Origin of the sequence: Algoriphagus persicinus (assembly GCF_035156415.1) — a bacterium.
Taxonomy (GTDB): Bacteria; Bacteroidota; Bacteroidia; order Cytophagales; family Cyclobacteriaceae; genus Algoriphagus; species Algoriphagus persicinus.
The window spans coordinates 96,914-113,940 of sequence record NZ_JAYEEY010000006.1; the positions used below are offsets into that span (position 1 = coordinate 96,914).

At 40.5% G+C, this 17,027-nt stretch carries 12 protein-coding genes; 7 read left to right on the forward strand and 5 right to left on the reverse strand.

Annotation, left to right across the window (positions count from 1 at the left end; all coding sequences use genetic code 11):
* The first annotated feature begins 21 nt into the window (after positions 1-21).
* Entirely contained in the window at positions 22-2,025 is a 2,004-nt protein-coding gene (locus U3A58_RS06645) for an LTA synthase family protein (protein WP_323822619.1), read from the forward strand.
* A 3-nt stretch (positions 2,026-2,028) separates the two neighbouring features.
* Here the strand turns inward: U3A58_RS06645 and U3A58_RS06650 are convergent, their stop codons facing one another.
* The 5 genes from U3A58_RS06650 to U3A58_RS06670 all read right to left on the reverse strand — a co-directional run bounded on the left by U3A58_RS06650 (position 2,029) and on the right by U3A58_RS06670 (position 7,832).
* Positions 2,029-3,219 carry a hypothetical protein gene (locus U3A58_RS06650; RefSeq protein ID WP_323822620.1) on the reverse strand — a complete coding sequence of 397 codons (1,191 nt, stop codon included), beginning with the start codon at positions 3,217-3,219 and terminating at the stop codon, positions 2,029-2,031.
* Positions 3,219-4,448, reverse strand: a complete 1,230-nt coding sequence (locus U3A58_RS06655) for a YaiO family outer membrane beta-barrel protein (RefSeq protein WP_323822621.1) — start codon at positions 4,446-4,448, stop codon at positions 3,219-3,221. Before U3A58_RS06655 ends, U3A58_RS06650 begins: the two co-directional genes overlap by 1 nt.
* A gap of 2 nt (positions 4,449-4,450) precedes the next feature.
* Positions 4,451-5,821 carry a glycosyltransferase family 2 protein gene (locus U3A58_RS06660; protein WP_323822622.1) on the reverse strand — a complete coding sequence of 457 codons (1,371 nt, stop codon included), beginning with the start codon at positions 5,819-5,821 and terminating at the stop codon, positions 4,451-4,453.
* An 85-nt stretch (positions 5,822-5,906) separates the two neighbouring features.
* The gene (locus U3A58_RS06665) at positions 5,907-7,466 is read right to left on the reverse strand and encodes a HEAT repeat domain-containing protein (protein WP_323822623.1); all 1,560 of its coding nucleotides are present in this window, start codon (positions 7,464-7,466) and stop codon (positions 5,907-5,909) included.
* 3 nt (positions 7,467-7,469) lie between these two features.
* Positions 7,470-7,832 (reverse strand): response regulator transcription factor, encoded by a 363-nt coding sequence (locus tag U3A58_RS06670; RefSeq protein WP_323822624.1) that lies wholly within the window; start codon positions 7,830-7,832, stop codon positions 7,470-7,472.
* A 318-nt stretch (positions 7,833-8,150) separates the two neighbouring features.
* Between U3A58_RS06670 and U3A58_RS06675 the strand changes: the two genes are divergently transcribed.
* The 6 genes from U3A58_RS06675 to U3A58_RS06700 all read left to right on the forward strand — a co-directional run bounded on the left by U3A58_RS06675 (position 8,151) and on the right by U3A58_RS06700 (position 16,873).
* A complete protein-coding gene (locus U3A58_RS06675) occupies positions 8,151-9,848 on the forward strand; it encodes an amidohydrolase family protein (RefSeq protein WP_323822625.1) in 1,698 nt (565 codons plus the stop codon).
* Between the two features lie 122 nt (positions 9,849-9,970).
* On the forward strand, positions 9,971-11,356 hold the full coding sequence (locus U3A58_RS06680) for an amidohydrolase family protein (protein WP_323822626.1): 1,386 nt from the start codon (positions 9,971-9,973) through the stop codon (positions 11,354-11,356).
* A 21-nt stretch (positions 11,357-11,377) separates the two neighbouring features.
* Entirely contained in the window at positions 11,378-12,679 is a 1,302-nt protein-coding gene (locus U3A58_RS06685) for an amidohydrolase family protein (protein WP_323822627.1), read from the forward strand.
* Between the two features lie 84 nt (positions 12,680-12,763).
* Entirely contained in the window at positions 12,764-13,933 is a 1,170-nt protein-coding gene (locus U3A58_RS06690) for a C40 family peptidase (protein ID WP_323822628.1), read from the forward strand.
* Between the two features lies 1 nt (position 13,934).
* Entirely contained in the window at positions 13,935-16,040 is a 2,106-nt protein-coding gene (locus tag U3A58_RS06695; RefSeq protein ID WP_323822629.1) for a M28 family peptidase, read from the forward strand.
* Between the two features lie 527 nt (positions 16,041-16,567).
* Positions 16,568-16,873 carry a DUF3784 domain-containing protein gene (locus tag U3A58_RS06700; protein WP_323822630.1) on the forward strand — a complete coding sequence of 102 codons (306 nt, stop codon included), beginning with the start codon at positions 16,568-16,570 and terminating at the stop codon, positions 16,871-16,873.
* Positions 16,874-17,027: the final 154 nt, after the last annotated feature.

Below are 17,027 nucleotides of genomic sequence, written 5' to 3' on the forward strand. Positions count from 1 at the left end.
CCAAAAAGTCAACACGCAAATATGGCCCAAAAGGCTGAAATCCGATCTAATCTACCAGCAAAAATTCAAACTACTCTAAATAACTTTTGGAGTATGACGCTGATCTTCTCAATTTTAATGTTTTTGACTAGAGCAATTGAATTGGTCTTGGTTTTTAATTCTCACGCAGTTCGCGTTAGTTTTCGAGAGGTAATAGGCTATAGCTTATACGAGGATCTCAACTGGATCCTCTATTTTCTTGGCTTGCTCTTCATTCTTCATGTGATTCTTAGTCTGTTTTCTGCCAAGTTAGCCAAGTGGTTTACCCAATCCTGGTTAGTGATTGCACTCTTGACTCAAACTGCCTTGATTTTCTATTTCCTTAAAACGCTTCTGCCTCTAGGAAATGATCTTTTTGCCTACAATTTGGATGATATTATTCTTACCCTGAGATCCTCAGGGCTGCTGAACTTTATATCAGTTGGGGCAATACTACTTGTTTGCTTGTTTCTTTTTTACATTTTCCATCTTGCCTATAAGCTACTGAATTTGAGTACAAAGGTCTCAGTTCTGTTGACGATCACTACCTATTGGTTTTTGATCTTTTTCTATTTTATACCATTCACAGATACGGATAAATTGAACGAAGAAAAAATTAATATTGAGCGGAACAAATCAAAGTACCTCTCCGAGCAGGCATTTGACTACTTCATGTATCAAAATGAGTATTACTTTGATTTCTATCTGAGGTCTATAAATAATGCCTTGTTTGTCAAAAAGGAATACACAGATCCCAGCTATCCATTTCTTCATACGGCTGATTACCCTGACGTCCTGAGTCCATATTTCGATAGCCTTTCATCTCCACCGGATATAGTTTTTGTAATTATTGAGAGTATAGGTAAGGCATATTCAGGAAAAGATGCTTATCTGGGAAGCTTCACTCCTTTTCTCGATTCTCTGGAGTCTCATAGTTTGGTTTGGACTAATGCTATTTCCTCTACCGGAAGAACTTTCGGCATTCTACCCGGACTTTTTGCCGGGCTTCCTTTCGGTGAAAAAGGGTTTCAAGAATTATATGAGGATTTTCCTCATCACCAGAGCCTGATAAGTGTTTTGAATCGTACTGGCTATGAGTCAAGCTTTTTCATAGGCAGTGATGTAAGTTTTGACCATCAGAAGGAGTTTTTGGAGAATGCAGGCGTATCCCAAGTCATAGATATTGACGACTTTGATCCCAAATACAAAAAAATGCCTCCTGCCAATGGCTTCACCTGGGGATATGGTGACAAAGAAATCTTCAGTAACGGACTCTCATTTTTTCCAAAAAACAACAGCAAGCCTCAATTAGGAATTTTTCAAACAATCACATCCCATGACCCCTATTTGGTTCCTGAGCGAGAATTCTATTCAAAAAAATTTGAAGACCATTTAGAAAACTACCTGAAACTGGCAGAAGCCAAAAAGACCGAATATAGGAATTACCAGGATATCTATATGACGATACTTTATGCTGATGACGCGGTTAGGGATTTCATCACTTCTTACAGTAAGAAGCCCGAGTTCGCTAATACTATCTTCGTCTTCACCGGAGATCATCGATTGCCAGATATCCCTATGGCTTCCAGATTGGATCGGTTTCATGTTCCACTGATTATATACTCACCACTGATCACTAGACCTGCCTACTTCAAGGGTATAATTAGCCATTTCGAAGTCACTCCTTCTTTTTTGGCATTTTTGCATGCGCAGTTAGGTATCCAACTACCTGAGCAGAACATTTGGATGGGGCAGGTTTTGGACACTTCCCGGGTATTCCAATCCCAAATTGCTATGCCACTGATGCGAAATAAGAATCAATTAATGGAATACATAGATGGGGAATTTTTCCTGTCAGATGATCAGCTATTTGCGATTTCTGATGGATTGAATATTGATCCTATTGAAGATCAGAACCTGAAGAATAAGCTAACGGGGGAGTTTGAGGATTTCAAAAACAAAAATAGCTACACTGTGCAAACGCGTAAGTTGCTGCCATTAGATTGACTATCAGCGAGCGTTTTTTTCCTTGTACGTTTTCGCTAGAACTTGAGAAAGCAAGGGATAAAAATAATTCCAATAAAAGCTTTCTCGATCGGTAAAATCAGTCACCAGATGAAATCCTCTCCAGAGACTCGGCAATCCTTTGAAGCGTGGAGAGCCCATAGAATTTGGCATGTCAGAAAAATCTCCTGCAAAATAATAATATTGTCCTTGTCCTACATCTTTGAAGACTGCCGCCGGAAAAAATCTCGGCAAGCCCATATCCCTTAACTTTTCTTTTCCTGTATTAGATGGATCTATGTCATAATAAGAAATCACCTGATAATCCCGCTCAATAAGTACAATGTCAAACCATTCGGGGTAAGGCACTATTTCCGGAAGTTTAAATCCATGTTGATTGATTCGTTGGGTACGGATTTTTGGAGTTTCTCCAAAGTAATCCAAGCCATTGGAAAAGACTTCTACGCCCCCAGTTTCATGTACAAATACTATCCCTGGCCCAGATGGAACCCAAGTATTAGCATGCTGCTCTACATATTGACTTATAAACCACTTTGGAATATCCTGATTGATGGTGGTATCCATTTCATCAAAATATCTGGCAATCCACCCTGTCCATTTGAGTCCCATCAGGTTCTCAAACTCTGTTCTAATGCCTACAGAGGTCGGGGAAGCCATCGTGTTGAATTCTGCAATAACGGTTTTATTCTGCGCAGCTACCTCGCGTAATAAATTGATATCGCCGCGATTTAACCCTCCGTATATTTTTTTGGATATTTCATCAGCATCATGCTGCTCAAAATCATTTTCGAATACACCGTAGGTGTCTGTAAAATAAAGAATATCAAGATTCGAAGCAGTTTCAAGTATCTCGTTTTCAGAGAGTTTCATTAGGTCTTTGGATGTACCGAATGAAGGAGAATTATCTGGAAAAAACCCCAGATAGTCTTTATCTTTTTGAAAAAATTCTCCAGTCTTTTTAATAAACTTTAGATGTTCAAAAGCCCAAAAAGCAGCTTGGTGCTCTTGATAGTCATTCACAGGCACAGTCTTGTCTATCACTAATATTTCCATCGCTTTTGAAGGAGATATCAACCAAAGCAAATAACTGAACAATGGAATAAAGAGCACGACAAACACGAAGGGTAAAACCCGTCTTAAAAAAAGTTTAAATTCTTCGGTAACTATACTTTTCATCAAAATCTATATTCAATGCCCAAAGAAAAGTTCAAATTGTTTCTAAACCTATCTGGCCCGAGCTCATCTTGACTATAGCCCGTAAAGGCATAAACCATAATACTGGGTGTAATCAACTGCTGATAGCCCACTCTGGCACGATAGGAATTGAGAAGTTGGGTGGGGTCACGGGTTTCCTCATCAGGAGACACACCCGAGCTCAGCTGCAGGGAGAAGAAATCCTCTCCTGTCTTGAAGTAATATCTGGCTTGCATATTTGCTGAGGTTCCCAGGCTAGTTCCAGTCCCAGGAATTAAATTTCCACGAAGATTAATCCACCAATTGCCCACGTATTTCCCCAATGAAGCTGTGTAAATATGAGTAGCATCAGAAAATTTCAAGTACCTATATCCACCTTCTATTTCCCAAGCTTTGGGTAAGTTATAATAGACAGAAACCCCAAATCGAAAGTCAGGAAAGAAACTTGCTGAAGATCCCCCTACGTTTAAATAAGCATAAGCTTTTTCTCCCAATGAAGGATATGCATCAAGTTCGAACAGCGTCCCATTAGCATCAAAACGAGAGGATTGAGTCACTCTGCCTATTAGAGTTCCTGTCAGATTCGTACGTGTCCTACCATAGAAAGAAAAGGTGCTCCATGGTGAAATATCTCCTTCAAAAGTATCGTAATCATAGGTACCCCCCACTGCATTGTTTCGTCTCAGCCGCTGCAAGGTTTGTATATAGCTGAGCAAATTATCCGCTTTGTAATCCTTTCTAAATAGATCCTCAGCGATTTCAAAAGCTTCGTCATACTCTTCCTTGTAATAAAGCAATCGGGATTCCTTGTAGCGAAGACCATTCGGAAGAGGCGTACCTAAGTTTTCTTTAGCTTTTGCTAAAACTACGTCTGCTTGATCATAGAGCTCTGCCCAAGACAGATTATCCAAGTAGGCAGAATATCCGTCTGCATAAGCAGGACTTGCCAAAATGGCACGCTCCAAATAGATAGAAGCTGAATCATTTTTGCCTTCCCAGGCATAGCTTCTGCCTACCAAAATCAGAATATCAGCATAATCGGGGTATTTAGAAAGCGCTCTAAATGCAATCTTTCTACCCTCCAAATATTTACCATCCAAAATCAGTGTTCGGGCATCCACGAGTAAAGCATCAGGATCAAATGAATCTTGGGCCTTAGCTGCAGTAGTGAATACTATCGAACAAATCAAAAGAATAAATGCTTGTTTCATGATCAAGAATTCAGCGTACTAGGCTCTATGTTTTTTTTATCTTCCGATTTTTTAAAGCCAGTTCGAATCATATGGCCCCAGCCACCTTTGCCCTTGATAAAGTCCCAATGCCCACCAAGTCCCCAATAAACAATCTTTGGGTGAATAAATAAAGGCTCTAGAAAAATAGTAAGGATTAGTTTATTTAGGTCCTTTCTGTCCTTATAATTGTTGTAAGAAATCTGTTCATACAAGATACTGAAAGAGGATACTAGAATTGACAACAAGTACAAAACAACGAATAGAGCAATAAAATAGAATGCTGAGAAATCACCAATGATAATAAGTACTAAGGTATATATTAGACCAAGTAACTCTAATACTGGAGCCATTTTTTCGAAGATATTCCAATAGGGATAAGATACCATACCCAATATCCCATAGCTGGGATTCATTCGAATCACGCGATGAAGCTGCAGTGTTTCGATTGTCCCACGTATCCAGCGATTTCTCTGGCGGGAAAGAACCTCTTCCTGTTCCGGAACCTCTGTCCAGCAAAGTGGGTCTGGTACAAATCCAACCTTATGCGGGATATTTCGCTCCTCCATGTGACGTCGCATCCGAACCACAAGCTCCATATCTTCACCCACAGTCTTCGGGAAGTATCCTCCCACTTCTACTACTAAATCACGCTTAAAAAAACCGAAAGCACCTGAAATAAGCATTAAGCCATTGACTCTAGTCCATGCCATTCTTCCCATCAAAAAAGCTCTGCAATATTCAATAACTTGAAATCTTCCTAAAAGCGTCGTTGGTACGCGATATTTGGTCACTGTGCCATCTTGTACGTCACAGTTATTGGCTATACCAATCACACCGCCTACAGCGATGACTTGTCGATTGGTTTCCTCCATGAATGGGCGTACCATTCTCGTGATAGATTCATGAGAAAGAATACAATCTACATCGATGCAGGCTAATAGCTCTTTCGAAGAAACATTGATCCCTGAGTTGAGGGCATCTGCTTTTCCGCCATTTTCTTTATCAATAACTACAAGTCTATTATATGAGCGGTTTTTGGATTTGTAAATTCCCCGTACAGTCTGCGTTTGGATTTCTTCACTATATGCAAAATCAGTGATTTCCAATTCAAAGGCTTTGATCAGCTTGACTAGTGTATCATCCTTAGACCCATCATTGATGACAATCACTTCGAACTTACCATAATGAAGTGATAACAAGCTCTTTACGTTAAGTACAATTGACTCTCCTTCATTGTATGCAGGTGCCAAAATAGAAACACCTGGGGCAATAGGCGAAGTGATAATATCGTGATAATCGGCAAATCTATTTTTCCTTCTGTGATCGCGCATTTCTAGTGCACTCAGAATCATTATAAGTAAGTAGATAACAATCACAGAAAAACTGAGGAATAGAAAAATAATTCCCAAAACTTCCATGATAAGATAGAACAAGAAATTATACATCTTGTAGTAAAGGGTCTAGTAAGTGCTTATTAATTCTCCGTAGATCTGAAGTTGAATTTTCAGTAGTAAAGTGACGGTATAGTTCCCCATTTAGATTTTGAAGGCTTTTCAACAAGTTCATTTGCTGTCTAAAATCAGGAGTCTTTTCTAATATTTCGCAAATAATCCTTGCTGAAGTATCATCGCCAATTGAGCCCGCGGCCTTTGCTGCGGTAGAAACCAACTCTGTATTTTCAGACTTTAGACTAGTATTTATTAATTCGGTTTGTGTAGGAATCCCTAGGTACTCGAAAGTTTTGATAATCTCTATTTTCTCCTCATCTGATACAAACTCAAATTTCTCTTCTAATTCCGCCAATAGATCTACTAGTCCAAGTATCCGAACCAGCTTGTATCCAAATAACCTTATGCTCTGATTTTCAGAACTAAACAAACTATTTATATTGAGCTCTCTTGAGGAATTCAGGAACTTAATGATTCGTAAATAATTCATCTGCTGCCATCTAGAAAGCGGGAAAGTCTGGTCACGTAGAAATGAAAGATCAACACTATCCGAAAGATTCAATAAGGTAGCCACGGCCTGAGAACGAATGTAAAAATTCGGGGAATTGACAAGCTTCCTTACTTCCTGTAGCGACTCATGCAAGTCCATCTCATTGACCTCAACTAATCCTATCACCACCTTGTCCCATTTAGAGCTATGCAGCTTTTTTATGGAGACCTTGTCGAGCTGTAACCTTCGATAGAGTGCTTTCAGTTTCAGCTTAAAATCACCCTTCATTGTTTTGTTCAAGGCCAGTATTCGTTCTACCAACACCTGCACATAGAGCGGCTTTTTGAGCTGCTTTGCAGGGAAATTCCGGTAGAGGTCTTCATCACTCAAGGATTCCAATTCCTCAAGGGTTTTTTCAAATAAAATCTCAGAGAGTGGTCCCACCACCTGCTCGTCGTAGGTTCTTTGTAATATCTCCTTTCGATTTCTTCTTGCCTTGAAAATCAGCATAAAGAGGATCATCGAAAAAGCAAAAATGAAGAAGGAGGAAATTATTATAGTAACAGCAAAAATTTTAAAATCTCCAAAATAGGCATAAGTACCCTTTAATAATGGAGCGTACCGCTCCCTACTTGCCAATGATATTAAGTCCTTGCCGTTCGAATTATCTGTAGTTTCTGCAATTAAATCGCCATTTCTAAGAAGGTTTGAAACGTATTCTTGTGTAGCCACATAGGTATTTGGCTCCTCAAATATTAAAAATTGAACCTCGGAGGATATGGCTTGTGACAGCAAAAGACTATCCTTCAAAGTGAGCGCTGTAGCAAAATCAGCAATAAGCCCAGTCCCATGGATGACATTAAGTAGGCTGTCTGAAATTATTCCGCTTCCAGTATCAATTAACCTGAATTGCAATCCCGGGATTTCGCCTTGGCTTATCAAAAAATCTACGAAAGAAACTGAGTCTGTCAACTCCTGCTCTTCCTGACCTAAAACCTCAACTGTTCTGATTACCAAAAAAAGCAAGAACACAAGTGCAACTGCATTTTTAACTTTCATGAATCAGGATTTGAGAATGCGTTTAACACGGATAGCCAGTTCATTGGGATTAAAAGGTTTGGGGATAAAATCAGCCACGCCCAAATTGAACGCTTCCAACACGATTTTTTCCTCTTCCCCCAAGGAGCTTAACACTATAATAGGGATTTCAGGTTTTGTCTTTACGGCATGATGAATGATTTCAATCCCATTTTTAAAAGGCATCATAACATCTGTAATAATCAAATCAAGCGTTTCTGTATCGATAGCAATGATGCCTGCATTCCCATCTTTTACCAATACAGTATCGTACCCATCCTTTTTGAGACGAAACTGTACTAAGCTGGAAATAAGCAAATCATCCTCGATGATCAGGATTTTTTTCATTCTAATTTGTGGGTGACACTGACCTCAAATATAGGATCTTATAATTAAAACCAAACTCCATTTACCAGTCAAATAAATTCATATTACTAGGAGTGATTCTTATAGAAATGAAATAGCATTTCAAATCTACTTTCCTGCCATTGGTCAAATAATAAGGTGTGAAAAATAATTCCAAATGGATTCTGAAATCGCTTTTATTAGCTTGCTTTTCTAAATTCAACCATCAACCAAGGAAAGCTTGATACTAAATAACTTAGGAAATACCATCCTATTTACTAGTGCTAACCACTCCACTTTATTTTTAACTAATTCAATCAAATGAAAAAAGAACTACTGTATGCAAGTGTTTTGTGCTTGTTGGTTGCAGGATTACTTTCTTCCCCTTTAGTACAGGCTCAAAGCGATCCTTCAGGAAAGAAACGAATCACGGACACTTACGCAATAACAAATGCAACTGTCTTTACTGCGCCAGGCCAACCAGGAATTAAGGCGACAGTCCTCATCAAAGACGGCTTGATTCAAGGTGTCGGAAGTAATATTAACCTACCAAAAGAGGCAAAAACCATCGCTGGAGATTCTTTATTTATTTATCCTGGTTTTGTAGCCGGAGCAAGCGATGTAGGAATCACAAAACCAAAAGATCCTGAAAGGCCAGAAAATTTTATCTCCTCTAATCCACCGGATGAAATCGCAGGTATCACTCCTTGGAGATCTGCAGTTGATCAATTTTCTATTCAGGACAGTAAAGTAGATGACCTCAGAAAAGTCGGATTTGCGATAGCCCAGATCACCCCAGATGGAGGAATGCTTGCTGGAAAGGCTGCCATAATCCTGTTAGGATCTGAGAATTCCAATAATTTATTGAAGGAAAATACTGCTTTGTCTGCCAGTTTTAGAGGTTCGAGAGGAATGTATCCAGGAACCGCAGTTGGCGTAATGGCGAAATTCCGAGAGATATATGAAAACACTAAGCTTACTTCGGAAAGATCGCAAAAATATACAACCCTAGCTGGACTGAAGCGTCCTGAGCTCACCCCTACTTATACTGCTATGCAGGGAGTAATCACAGGCCAAATTCCTATCCTGTTTTCTGCTTCCTCCGAATTGGAAATCCGAAGAGCCATCAATTTACAAAAAGAAAAAGGGTTCAAATTAATTCTGACTGGTTTGGAAGAATATGAAGGTGTGCTTGATGTAATAAAAGCATCTGGAGCTAGTGTATTAGTAAAACTGGAAATCCCAGAGGATAAAGCCATCAAAGCTCAGAAAGGCGATGCTACAGATGAGGTAAAGGCACTTAATGCCCGTGTAAAGGAAGCATATGACAAGGCACTAGCGCAAGCAGGTAAATTGGAAGAAGCTGGTATTCCTTTCGCATTCACTACGGTAGGAGTTAAATCAGGTGATATTAAGAAAGCTCTTCAGAAAATGATAAAAAATGGGCTTTCTGAAGAAGCAGCTCTAGCCGCTTTGACCACCAACCCTGCATCCATCCTAGGCTTGAGCAAAGTGGCTGGATCTATCGAAAAAGGGAAAATGGCAAATTTGATTTTGAGTACGGATTCTATTTTTGCAAAGGATTCTCAAATAAAACACATGGTCGTAGATGGCTTCATCTACGACTATGAAACCAAAACAAAAAAGAAAGGATCTAAAGAAGGTAAAGGCGAAGGATCTGCGAAAGTCGAAGGAAACTGGGACTACACTTCAGAAAGCCCTGCTGGATCTTCAGGAGGAATATTTACTATTGAAAAAGAAGGGGGAGACTATACTGGTACCATCACATACGATGATCCTTCTGGCTCTGGCCAGACTACTTCAGCAATCAGAAATGTAGTCTTGGACGGATGCACCTTATCTTTTTCATTTGATGTCACAGCTAATGGAATGGAGATCACCGTGGATGTATCAGGTGAAGTCAGTAAAGGTAGCTTTGAAGCCACTATGACGGTCGGTGAGTATGGATCTTTTCCATTCAAAGGCACACTCAATCCTATTCTAATTGCAAATAAGTAAAGACATGAAATCGAGCATGACTCAAGCGTCACACACTGGGATGATTATAAGACTTGCGAGATTCCATCCCGTTTCCTTCGTCACGGGACAGGTTATGGCCTTTGAAAAACAATTATAAACACATGAAAAAAGTAAATTATTTTCTTGCTGCACTTTTGGGTCTGAGTATGCAGTTTGCCTCAGCTCAAGTGAAAAAAGGCAGTGTATTAATAAAGAATGCAACCGTTCTTACGGTTACTAAAGGAACACTTGAGAATTCAGACGTTCTCGTTCAAGATGGTCTCATCAAGAAAGTAGGCCAAAATCTAATTGCTCCCAATGGAGTAACGACTATAGATGCCGCTGGCAAGTACCTTATGCCAGGTATTATAGATGCACACTCCCACCTAGGCTTAGATGTGGTAAATGAATCCACATCTCCTATAGTAGCTGAAGTACGGATGAAAGATGTGGTGAATCCGTATGAAGTAGGAATCTACAGGGCATTGGCTGGTGGAGTGACTATCTCACATGCGATGCATGGATCTGCGAATGTGATCGGCGGTCAAAATGCTACCTTAAAACATAGATGGGGATCTACAGATCCTGCTGACATCATCATGCAAGAGGCTCCACGTACCATTAAGTTTGCTTTGGGTGAAAACCCTACCAGAGTGCATGGTAGAGGCAATGGTATTCAACCACGAACTAGAATGGGCGTAGAGGCTATTCTTCGAAATGGTTTCAATGAGGCAATTCAGTACAAGAAAGCTTGGGATGAATACAATCAAGCATCATCTCAAAAAGGAAGTACTGCTCTTTCTCCTGTTCACAATGAAAGGCTCCAAGTTCTATCTGACATTATAGATGGTAAGATCATTATACATTGTCACTCTTATCGTGCGGATGAGATCTACATGCTAATCAATGTGGCTAGAGATTTTGGAATTACTAAACTGGTTTTCCAACATACCAATGAAGGTTTCAAAGTAGCTCCGGAAATAGCAGAATACACCATGGGAGCCTCAGTCTTTGCTGACTGGTGGGCATACAAATTTGAAGTGTATTACTCCACTGCCTACAACGCAGCGATCTTAACAGAAAATGGAGCCATCACTTCTATCAATTCTGATGATGCAGAACTGATCCGCCACTTGTATCACGAAGCTGCTAAGACCCAGCGATATGGTGGAATGACAGATGAGCAAGCACTTTCTATGATTACTATTAACCCAGCCAAGCAATTGGGTATTGCTGATAAGGTAGGTTCTATAGAAGAAGGAAAGCAAGCTGACTTGGTGATTTTCGAAGGACATCCTCTTTCGTCTTATGCTGTCCCTCAAATGACTTTTGTTGATGGTGTGAAATACTTCGACATCAAAGAAGATGCTGATGATCAACGAATCAAAGTCAGTCCTACAGAAATGGTAGAGCCAGTGATGATCTCTGAAGGCCACGATAGCAGATGCATGCAGGATACAGAAAGCCTGTTTGAGACTACCAATTCTCTTTTCCATATAACTAAATAATCACCGGCTATTAAAGAAGACATGAAAAGACTAAACAAAACCTTTTTCGCCTTCCTCCTTGCCTTACTGCCAATGATGGCGATGGCACAGATCGACGGGGAATTCATCAAACCAAGACCGGGTAAATTTTTATTACAAAATGCGACAGTAATAACTATCACCCAAGGCATTTTAAACAATGCCTCTGTATTGGTAGAAGATGGAAAAATTAAGGAAATAGGTACTACTATTTCTGCCAATGGAGCTGAAGTGATTGATTGTACCGGTAAATATATCTATCCCGGTATGATCGATGGCGGTACAAAACTAGGCCTGGTAGAGATTAACTCTGTCGCAGAGACGGTAGATTATGCTGAAATAGGCAATTTCACTCCGAATATGCAGGCATTGACTGCCGTAAATCCCAATTCAGTGGCTATCCCAGTGACGAGAGTTTCGGGTGTTACTACAGTTCTTACTGTTCCAGCAGGCGGATTATTCCCAGGTACAGCCGCCCTTATTAATCTGAATGGCTACACGCCGGACCAGATGTATGCAGGCTTCAAAGGCATCGTGATGAACTTTCCTAGCTCTGGACGTAGAGGCAGGTATGACCGAAGATCTGATGAGGATATCAAAAAGGCGACCGAAAAAGCGCTTAAAGAGGCGAATGATCTCTGGGATAAGGCTATGAGCTATGCTTCACTGGTTTCAAATGGTGCAGAATTGGAGTATTACCCAGAAATGGCCCAGCTAGCCAAAGCAACAAGTGGTGAGCTTCCTCTTTTGATCGAAGTAAATGTGGCAGCTGATATTCAGGCAGCTATCAAGTGGGTAGAAGGAAAAGATGCCAAAGTAATCTTCACAGGTGTAGCTGAAGGCTGGAGAGTTGCCGATGAAATAGCTAAGGCTGAAATTCCAGTGATTACGGGTCCTATCCAAGCATTACCTACTCGTGATTCAGATCGCTACGACACACCTTATGCAAATGCAGGTAAAATGGCCAAAGCAGGCGTAAAAGTTGCAATCAGAACAGACGATCAAGAGAACGTAAGAAACTTACCTTTCTTCGCTGCTTTTGCTGCAGCCTACGGTATGGGCAAAGAAGAAGCTTGGAAAGCTGTGACTATTAATCCTGCAGAGATCTTCGGCTTGGCAGATCGATACGGATCTGTGGAAGCCGGTAAAGTCGCAAACTTGATCGTGGCGGACGGTGATCCTTTTGAGACCAAAACCAATATCATGCATGTGTTCATTAATGGCTATAGAATGCCCCTTTCAAACCGTCAAATCCGACTTTACCAGGAGTTCCTCGATCGTTCTCCCGGATTGAAGATGAATTAATCATCTGACCCCTATCAATTAAAACCACAGGAAAGGTTCAGATTTTGAGCTTTTCTTGTGGTTTTCTTTTATTTTGCCCTAGCTATGCAAAGTATATATATCCGAATTCTAATTTCCCTGATTGTTGTTTTGTTTTCCTGTGAAAGGAAGAATAAAAACGAGGAAATAAACAATCTAGTCGAAAAAAAAAGAGCCGAAATTGCACCGGATAAACGTGTGGCACTTTGGGACTTGATCTTTGAAAATGACTCACTCAAAGGAGAAACTGATCAACTTGGGGCTCTAGTAAATTTAATTGAAGAACTCAAATCCCAACAAATCAATTTTACCGATGCAGTAGTACGCTTGCCAGATACAGCACTGGGAGAAAAAACCAGAGCTTTGGTCACCATCTCTGTGGCAAATATCCGAAGCAACCCAAAGCATTCAGCCGAACTTGCTACACAAGCCCTAATGGGTACACCACTTAATGTTCTCAAAGAGGATGACGGGTGGTTTCTGGTTCAAACTCCAGACGGATACCTTTCTTGGGTGGACCAAGCTGGCATACATTTGATGACTGTGGAGGAGATGGAGCATTGGTTTAGAGAACCAAAAGTAGTTTATACGGCCCTTACAGGTCACATCTGGCAAAATCCAGAACAAACAGAAATGGTGTCTGACTTAGTTGCTGGCGATATTATGACGCTTGAAGATGAGACAAAAGACCAGTTGAAAGTAAGGCTTCCCGACGGACGTCAAGGCTGGATTTCTGCAAAAGAAGCCCAATTATGGGAAAGCTGGATTGCTTCCCGAAATACTTCTCCTGAAGCGCTGATTTCTACGGCCAAGCAAATGATGGGGACACCCTATCTCTGGGGTGGCACTTCAATCAAAGGCATGGATTGCAGCGGATTTACCAAAACGATTTATTACCTCAATGGAAAGATTATTCCCCGTGATGCTTCACAACAAATCAATGAAGGCGAACTAGTAGATGCCGATAAAAACTGGGACAAACTTCAAGTCGGAGACTTACTCTTTTTCGGAGTAAAAGGCACTCCTGAGAAAAAAGAACGCGTGGTTCACGTTGGGATGTGGATTGGAAATGGAGAATTTATCCACTCTAGAGGTTTGGTTAGGATTTCAAGTTTTGACCCGGAAAACCCTAATTATGATGCGTACGAACTAGGAAGGTATTTGAGGACAAAAAGAATTGCCAATGTGCCTTCCGAGCATATTTTATCCGTTTCAGAGCTTTTAACCAACAATTAAAATGTCCAAAAACAAAATATGTTTAGGGATTGCATTTGCTATCAGCTTAGGTCTCACAGCAAATGCCCAACAGGTCACTGGCTTTTTGCCAAAGGATAAAAGCAAAGAAGTCTCCCTGGAGCAGGATTACCTAAAAGCCGTCAATTTTGACAGCTTCAAAATACACCTAAAAGAACTGACTAAAGCCCCTCACATTGCGGGAACGCCCGAAAACGAAGCAGTTGCGACTTACTTGACCAAAATAATGAGCGATGCGGGAATGGATGTGACCTCCTACCCTTATGACGTGTATTTGCCAAATGATCCGGGCGAATCGGTTTTGGAAATCATAACTCCGGATAGAATCACGCTGTCACAGCAAGAAGGTCCAATCGAAGGCGATCCTTTCTCTACAGATTCGCGACTTTTCAAAGGATTTAATGCCTATTCAGGTTCTGGAGATGTCACTGCAGAGGTGGTTTATGCGAATTATGGAGTGAAGGCTGACTTCGAAAAACTTGCAGAGATGGGAGTTGATCTCAGAGGCAAAGTTGTCATTGCTAGATATGGTGGGAATTTCAGAGGGTACAAGGCTCAATTTGCAGAGCAATATGGCGCGGCAGCATTGATTATTTATACCGATCCAGAGGACTCTGGATTTGGAAAAGGCGATGTTTATCCAGTGGGACCTTTTTACAATGAAACTACGATTCAGCGAGGCTCTTTGCTGACGCTTAATTACACTGGAGACCCATTGACTCCGTTCGAACCGGCACTTCCTTTAGATGGAGCGAAAAAAGTGAAAAGACTAGACCCTAAAGATGTGGCATTTCATACAATTCCTGTTTCACCGATTGGGTATGGTGCCGCCAAAGAGATCCTAAGCCGGATGAAAGGATCTACTGTGCCTGAAGAATGGCAAGGAGGATTGCCTTTCGATTACAGAATTACCGGAGGTTCTGAACTGAAAGTACGAGTGAAAGTAGATCAGCCAGTCGATTACATCAGAGCAAATAATGTGGTTGGGAAGTTCGAAGGAAGTGAATATCCTGATGAGTGGATTATTCTAGGAAGTCACTACGATGCCTGGAGCTTCGGTGCTACTGACCCAAATTCAGGTACTGCTATGATGCTTACTTTGGCGGAAGCCATGGGAGAATTAATTAGGAAAGGAGAGCGTCCCAAAAGATCCATTTTGATCGGGCACTGGGATGCTGAAGAGCAAGGGGTGATCGGTTCTTCCGAATGGGTAGAGCAGTTCAAAGATGAATTGGGAGCGAAAGCTGTAATCTATATGAATTTTGATGCAGCGGTTTCAGGAAGAAATTTTGGTGTATCTGCTGCTCCTACATTGAAAAACCTGATTATAGAGGCTTCCAAAGAGGTCGCTTATCCTGATTCTGCCAAATCAGTTTATGAGGTTTGGGCTGGAAAAAATGAGGAACCTGTAATTGGCAATTTGGGAGGTGGATCAGATCATATTGCCTTCTATATGTATGCTGGAGTGCCAAGCATGAGTGGAGGAACGGGCGGGACTTCTGCCTACCACTCCAATTATGACAACTTCCATTATTATAGCAAGTTTGTTGACCCAACGTTCAAAATGGGCGGGACGTTAGCTTCTGTGATCGGTGTGCTCACTCTTCGCTTAGCAAATGCGACAATCATCCCTTATGATGTGCCAAGATATGCTCAGGATTTGAGAATTCATTTCGACAACGCGATGAAATCAGTGAAAGAACTGGACTCTTCATTTGTTTCCTTTGACAAAGTAGATGCCGCTATCGAGAAGTTAAGCGTGAGTTCGGCTGCATACGCAACAGCTATTAATGCTACTCTGACATTCGGTAAACTTTCTAAGAAAAAAATACTCGCGTTGAATAAAAAATTGATTGGATTAGAAAAGAGCTGGATCGATCCAAAGGGAATGTATTTCGGTAGCTGGTATAAATCGCTTTATGTAAGTACAGATCCATTCTCTGGATATGCTTCTTGGATTTTGCCAGGCATCAAGTACGAAGTAGAAACCAAGTCAACAGTGCGTTTGGAAGAATGGGATACGCGCTATTCAAAAGCAATCTTGGACTTGAACAAGAAAGTAGAGAAGATGAATAAAAGCTTGAAATAAGACATTAGATTTTAGATTTTAGACTTAAGACTTTAGACTTAAGACTTAAGACATAAGACATAAGAAAAGGGCTTAGAATTTAATCTAAGCCCTTTTTCAGTTTTGGAGACTGACAGTATGTAATCTATTTATATGTATATCCTCAATAACACCAGAATACAATTTTTGACTTAATTGTTGCAAATTACTTTTCATTTCCTCTGAAAAAATCCGAAGGATTGAAACAATTCATAACCCTCGGCAAAGCCGGGGGAAGCTAAAAACCTAAGAAAAATTAAGCCCCGAAGGAGTGTAACCGGCTTGTCCGAAAATTGTTGTATTTCAGCTTACTGAAAAAGAATAATCTGAACTAGTCACAAATTGTGACCAGTTAAACAATCTAAATCATTTCACTTCACTAACTTTTACTTTCACGGAGCAAGGTATAGCCATGCTTTCGGCGGTTATAACAAAACTAATTCATATTGTCAATCTGATTTGTAATTGTTATATTCTATAGTTGTTTTTAACTATCAAATGTATCAATCATGGAAAGTATTTACATAGGTTCGCTTTTTATAGTACTAGGAATTCTGATCAAATTTTTCCCTGGACTCTTAGCGGGTTACAATAGTTTATCCAATAGAGAAAAAGAAAATGCTGAAACCAACAGGCTGCCCACGTTTGCTGCTATTGTATTTGGAGTTATGGGGCTGATATCTATTACAGGATACTTTGTGGGATTTTGGTTAGATAGGCCATCGCTAAGTAATATATGGGTTTTGGTGACTTTAGTTGGTATGATAGTTTTGATTGTTTTTGGAAATATGCTTGTGAATAGAAGAGCAAGGTAAATACCATCAATTAGCAGGCAGATCTGATTAAACAAAGGGCTTTGATTAAATTCTAAGACCTTTTTTTAATCATGTAATGTAGGGAGAAAGAGCCGGCGGAGCCGCATCTTTCTCTCCACACAACGTTTAGACTTTAATTCGGTCCCCGAGCAAA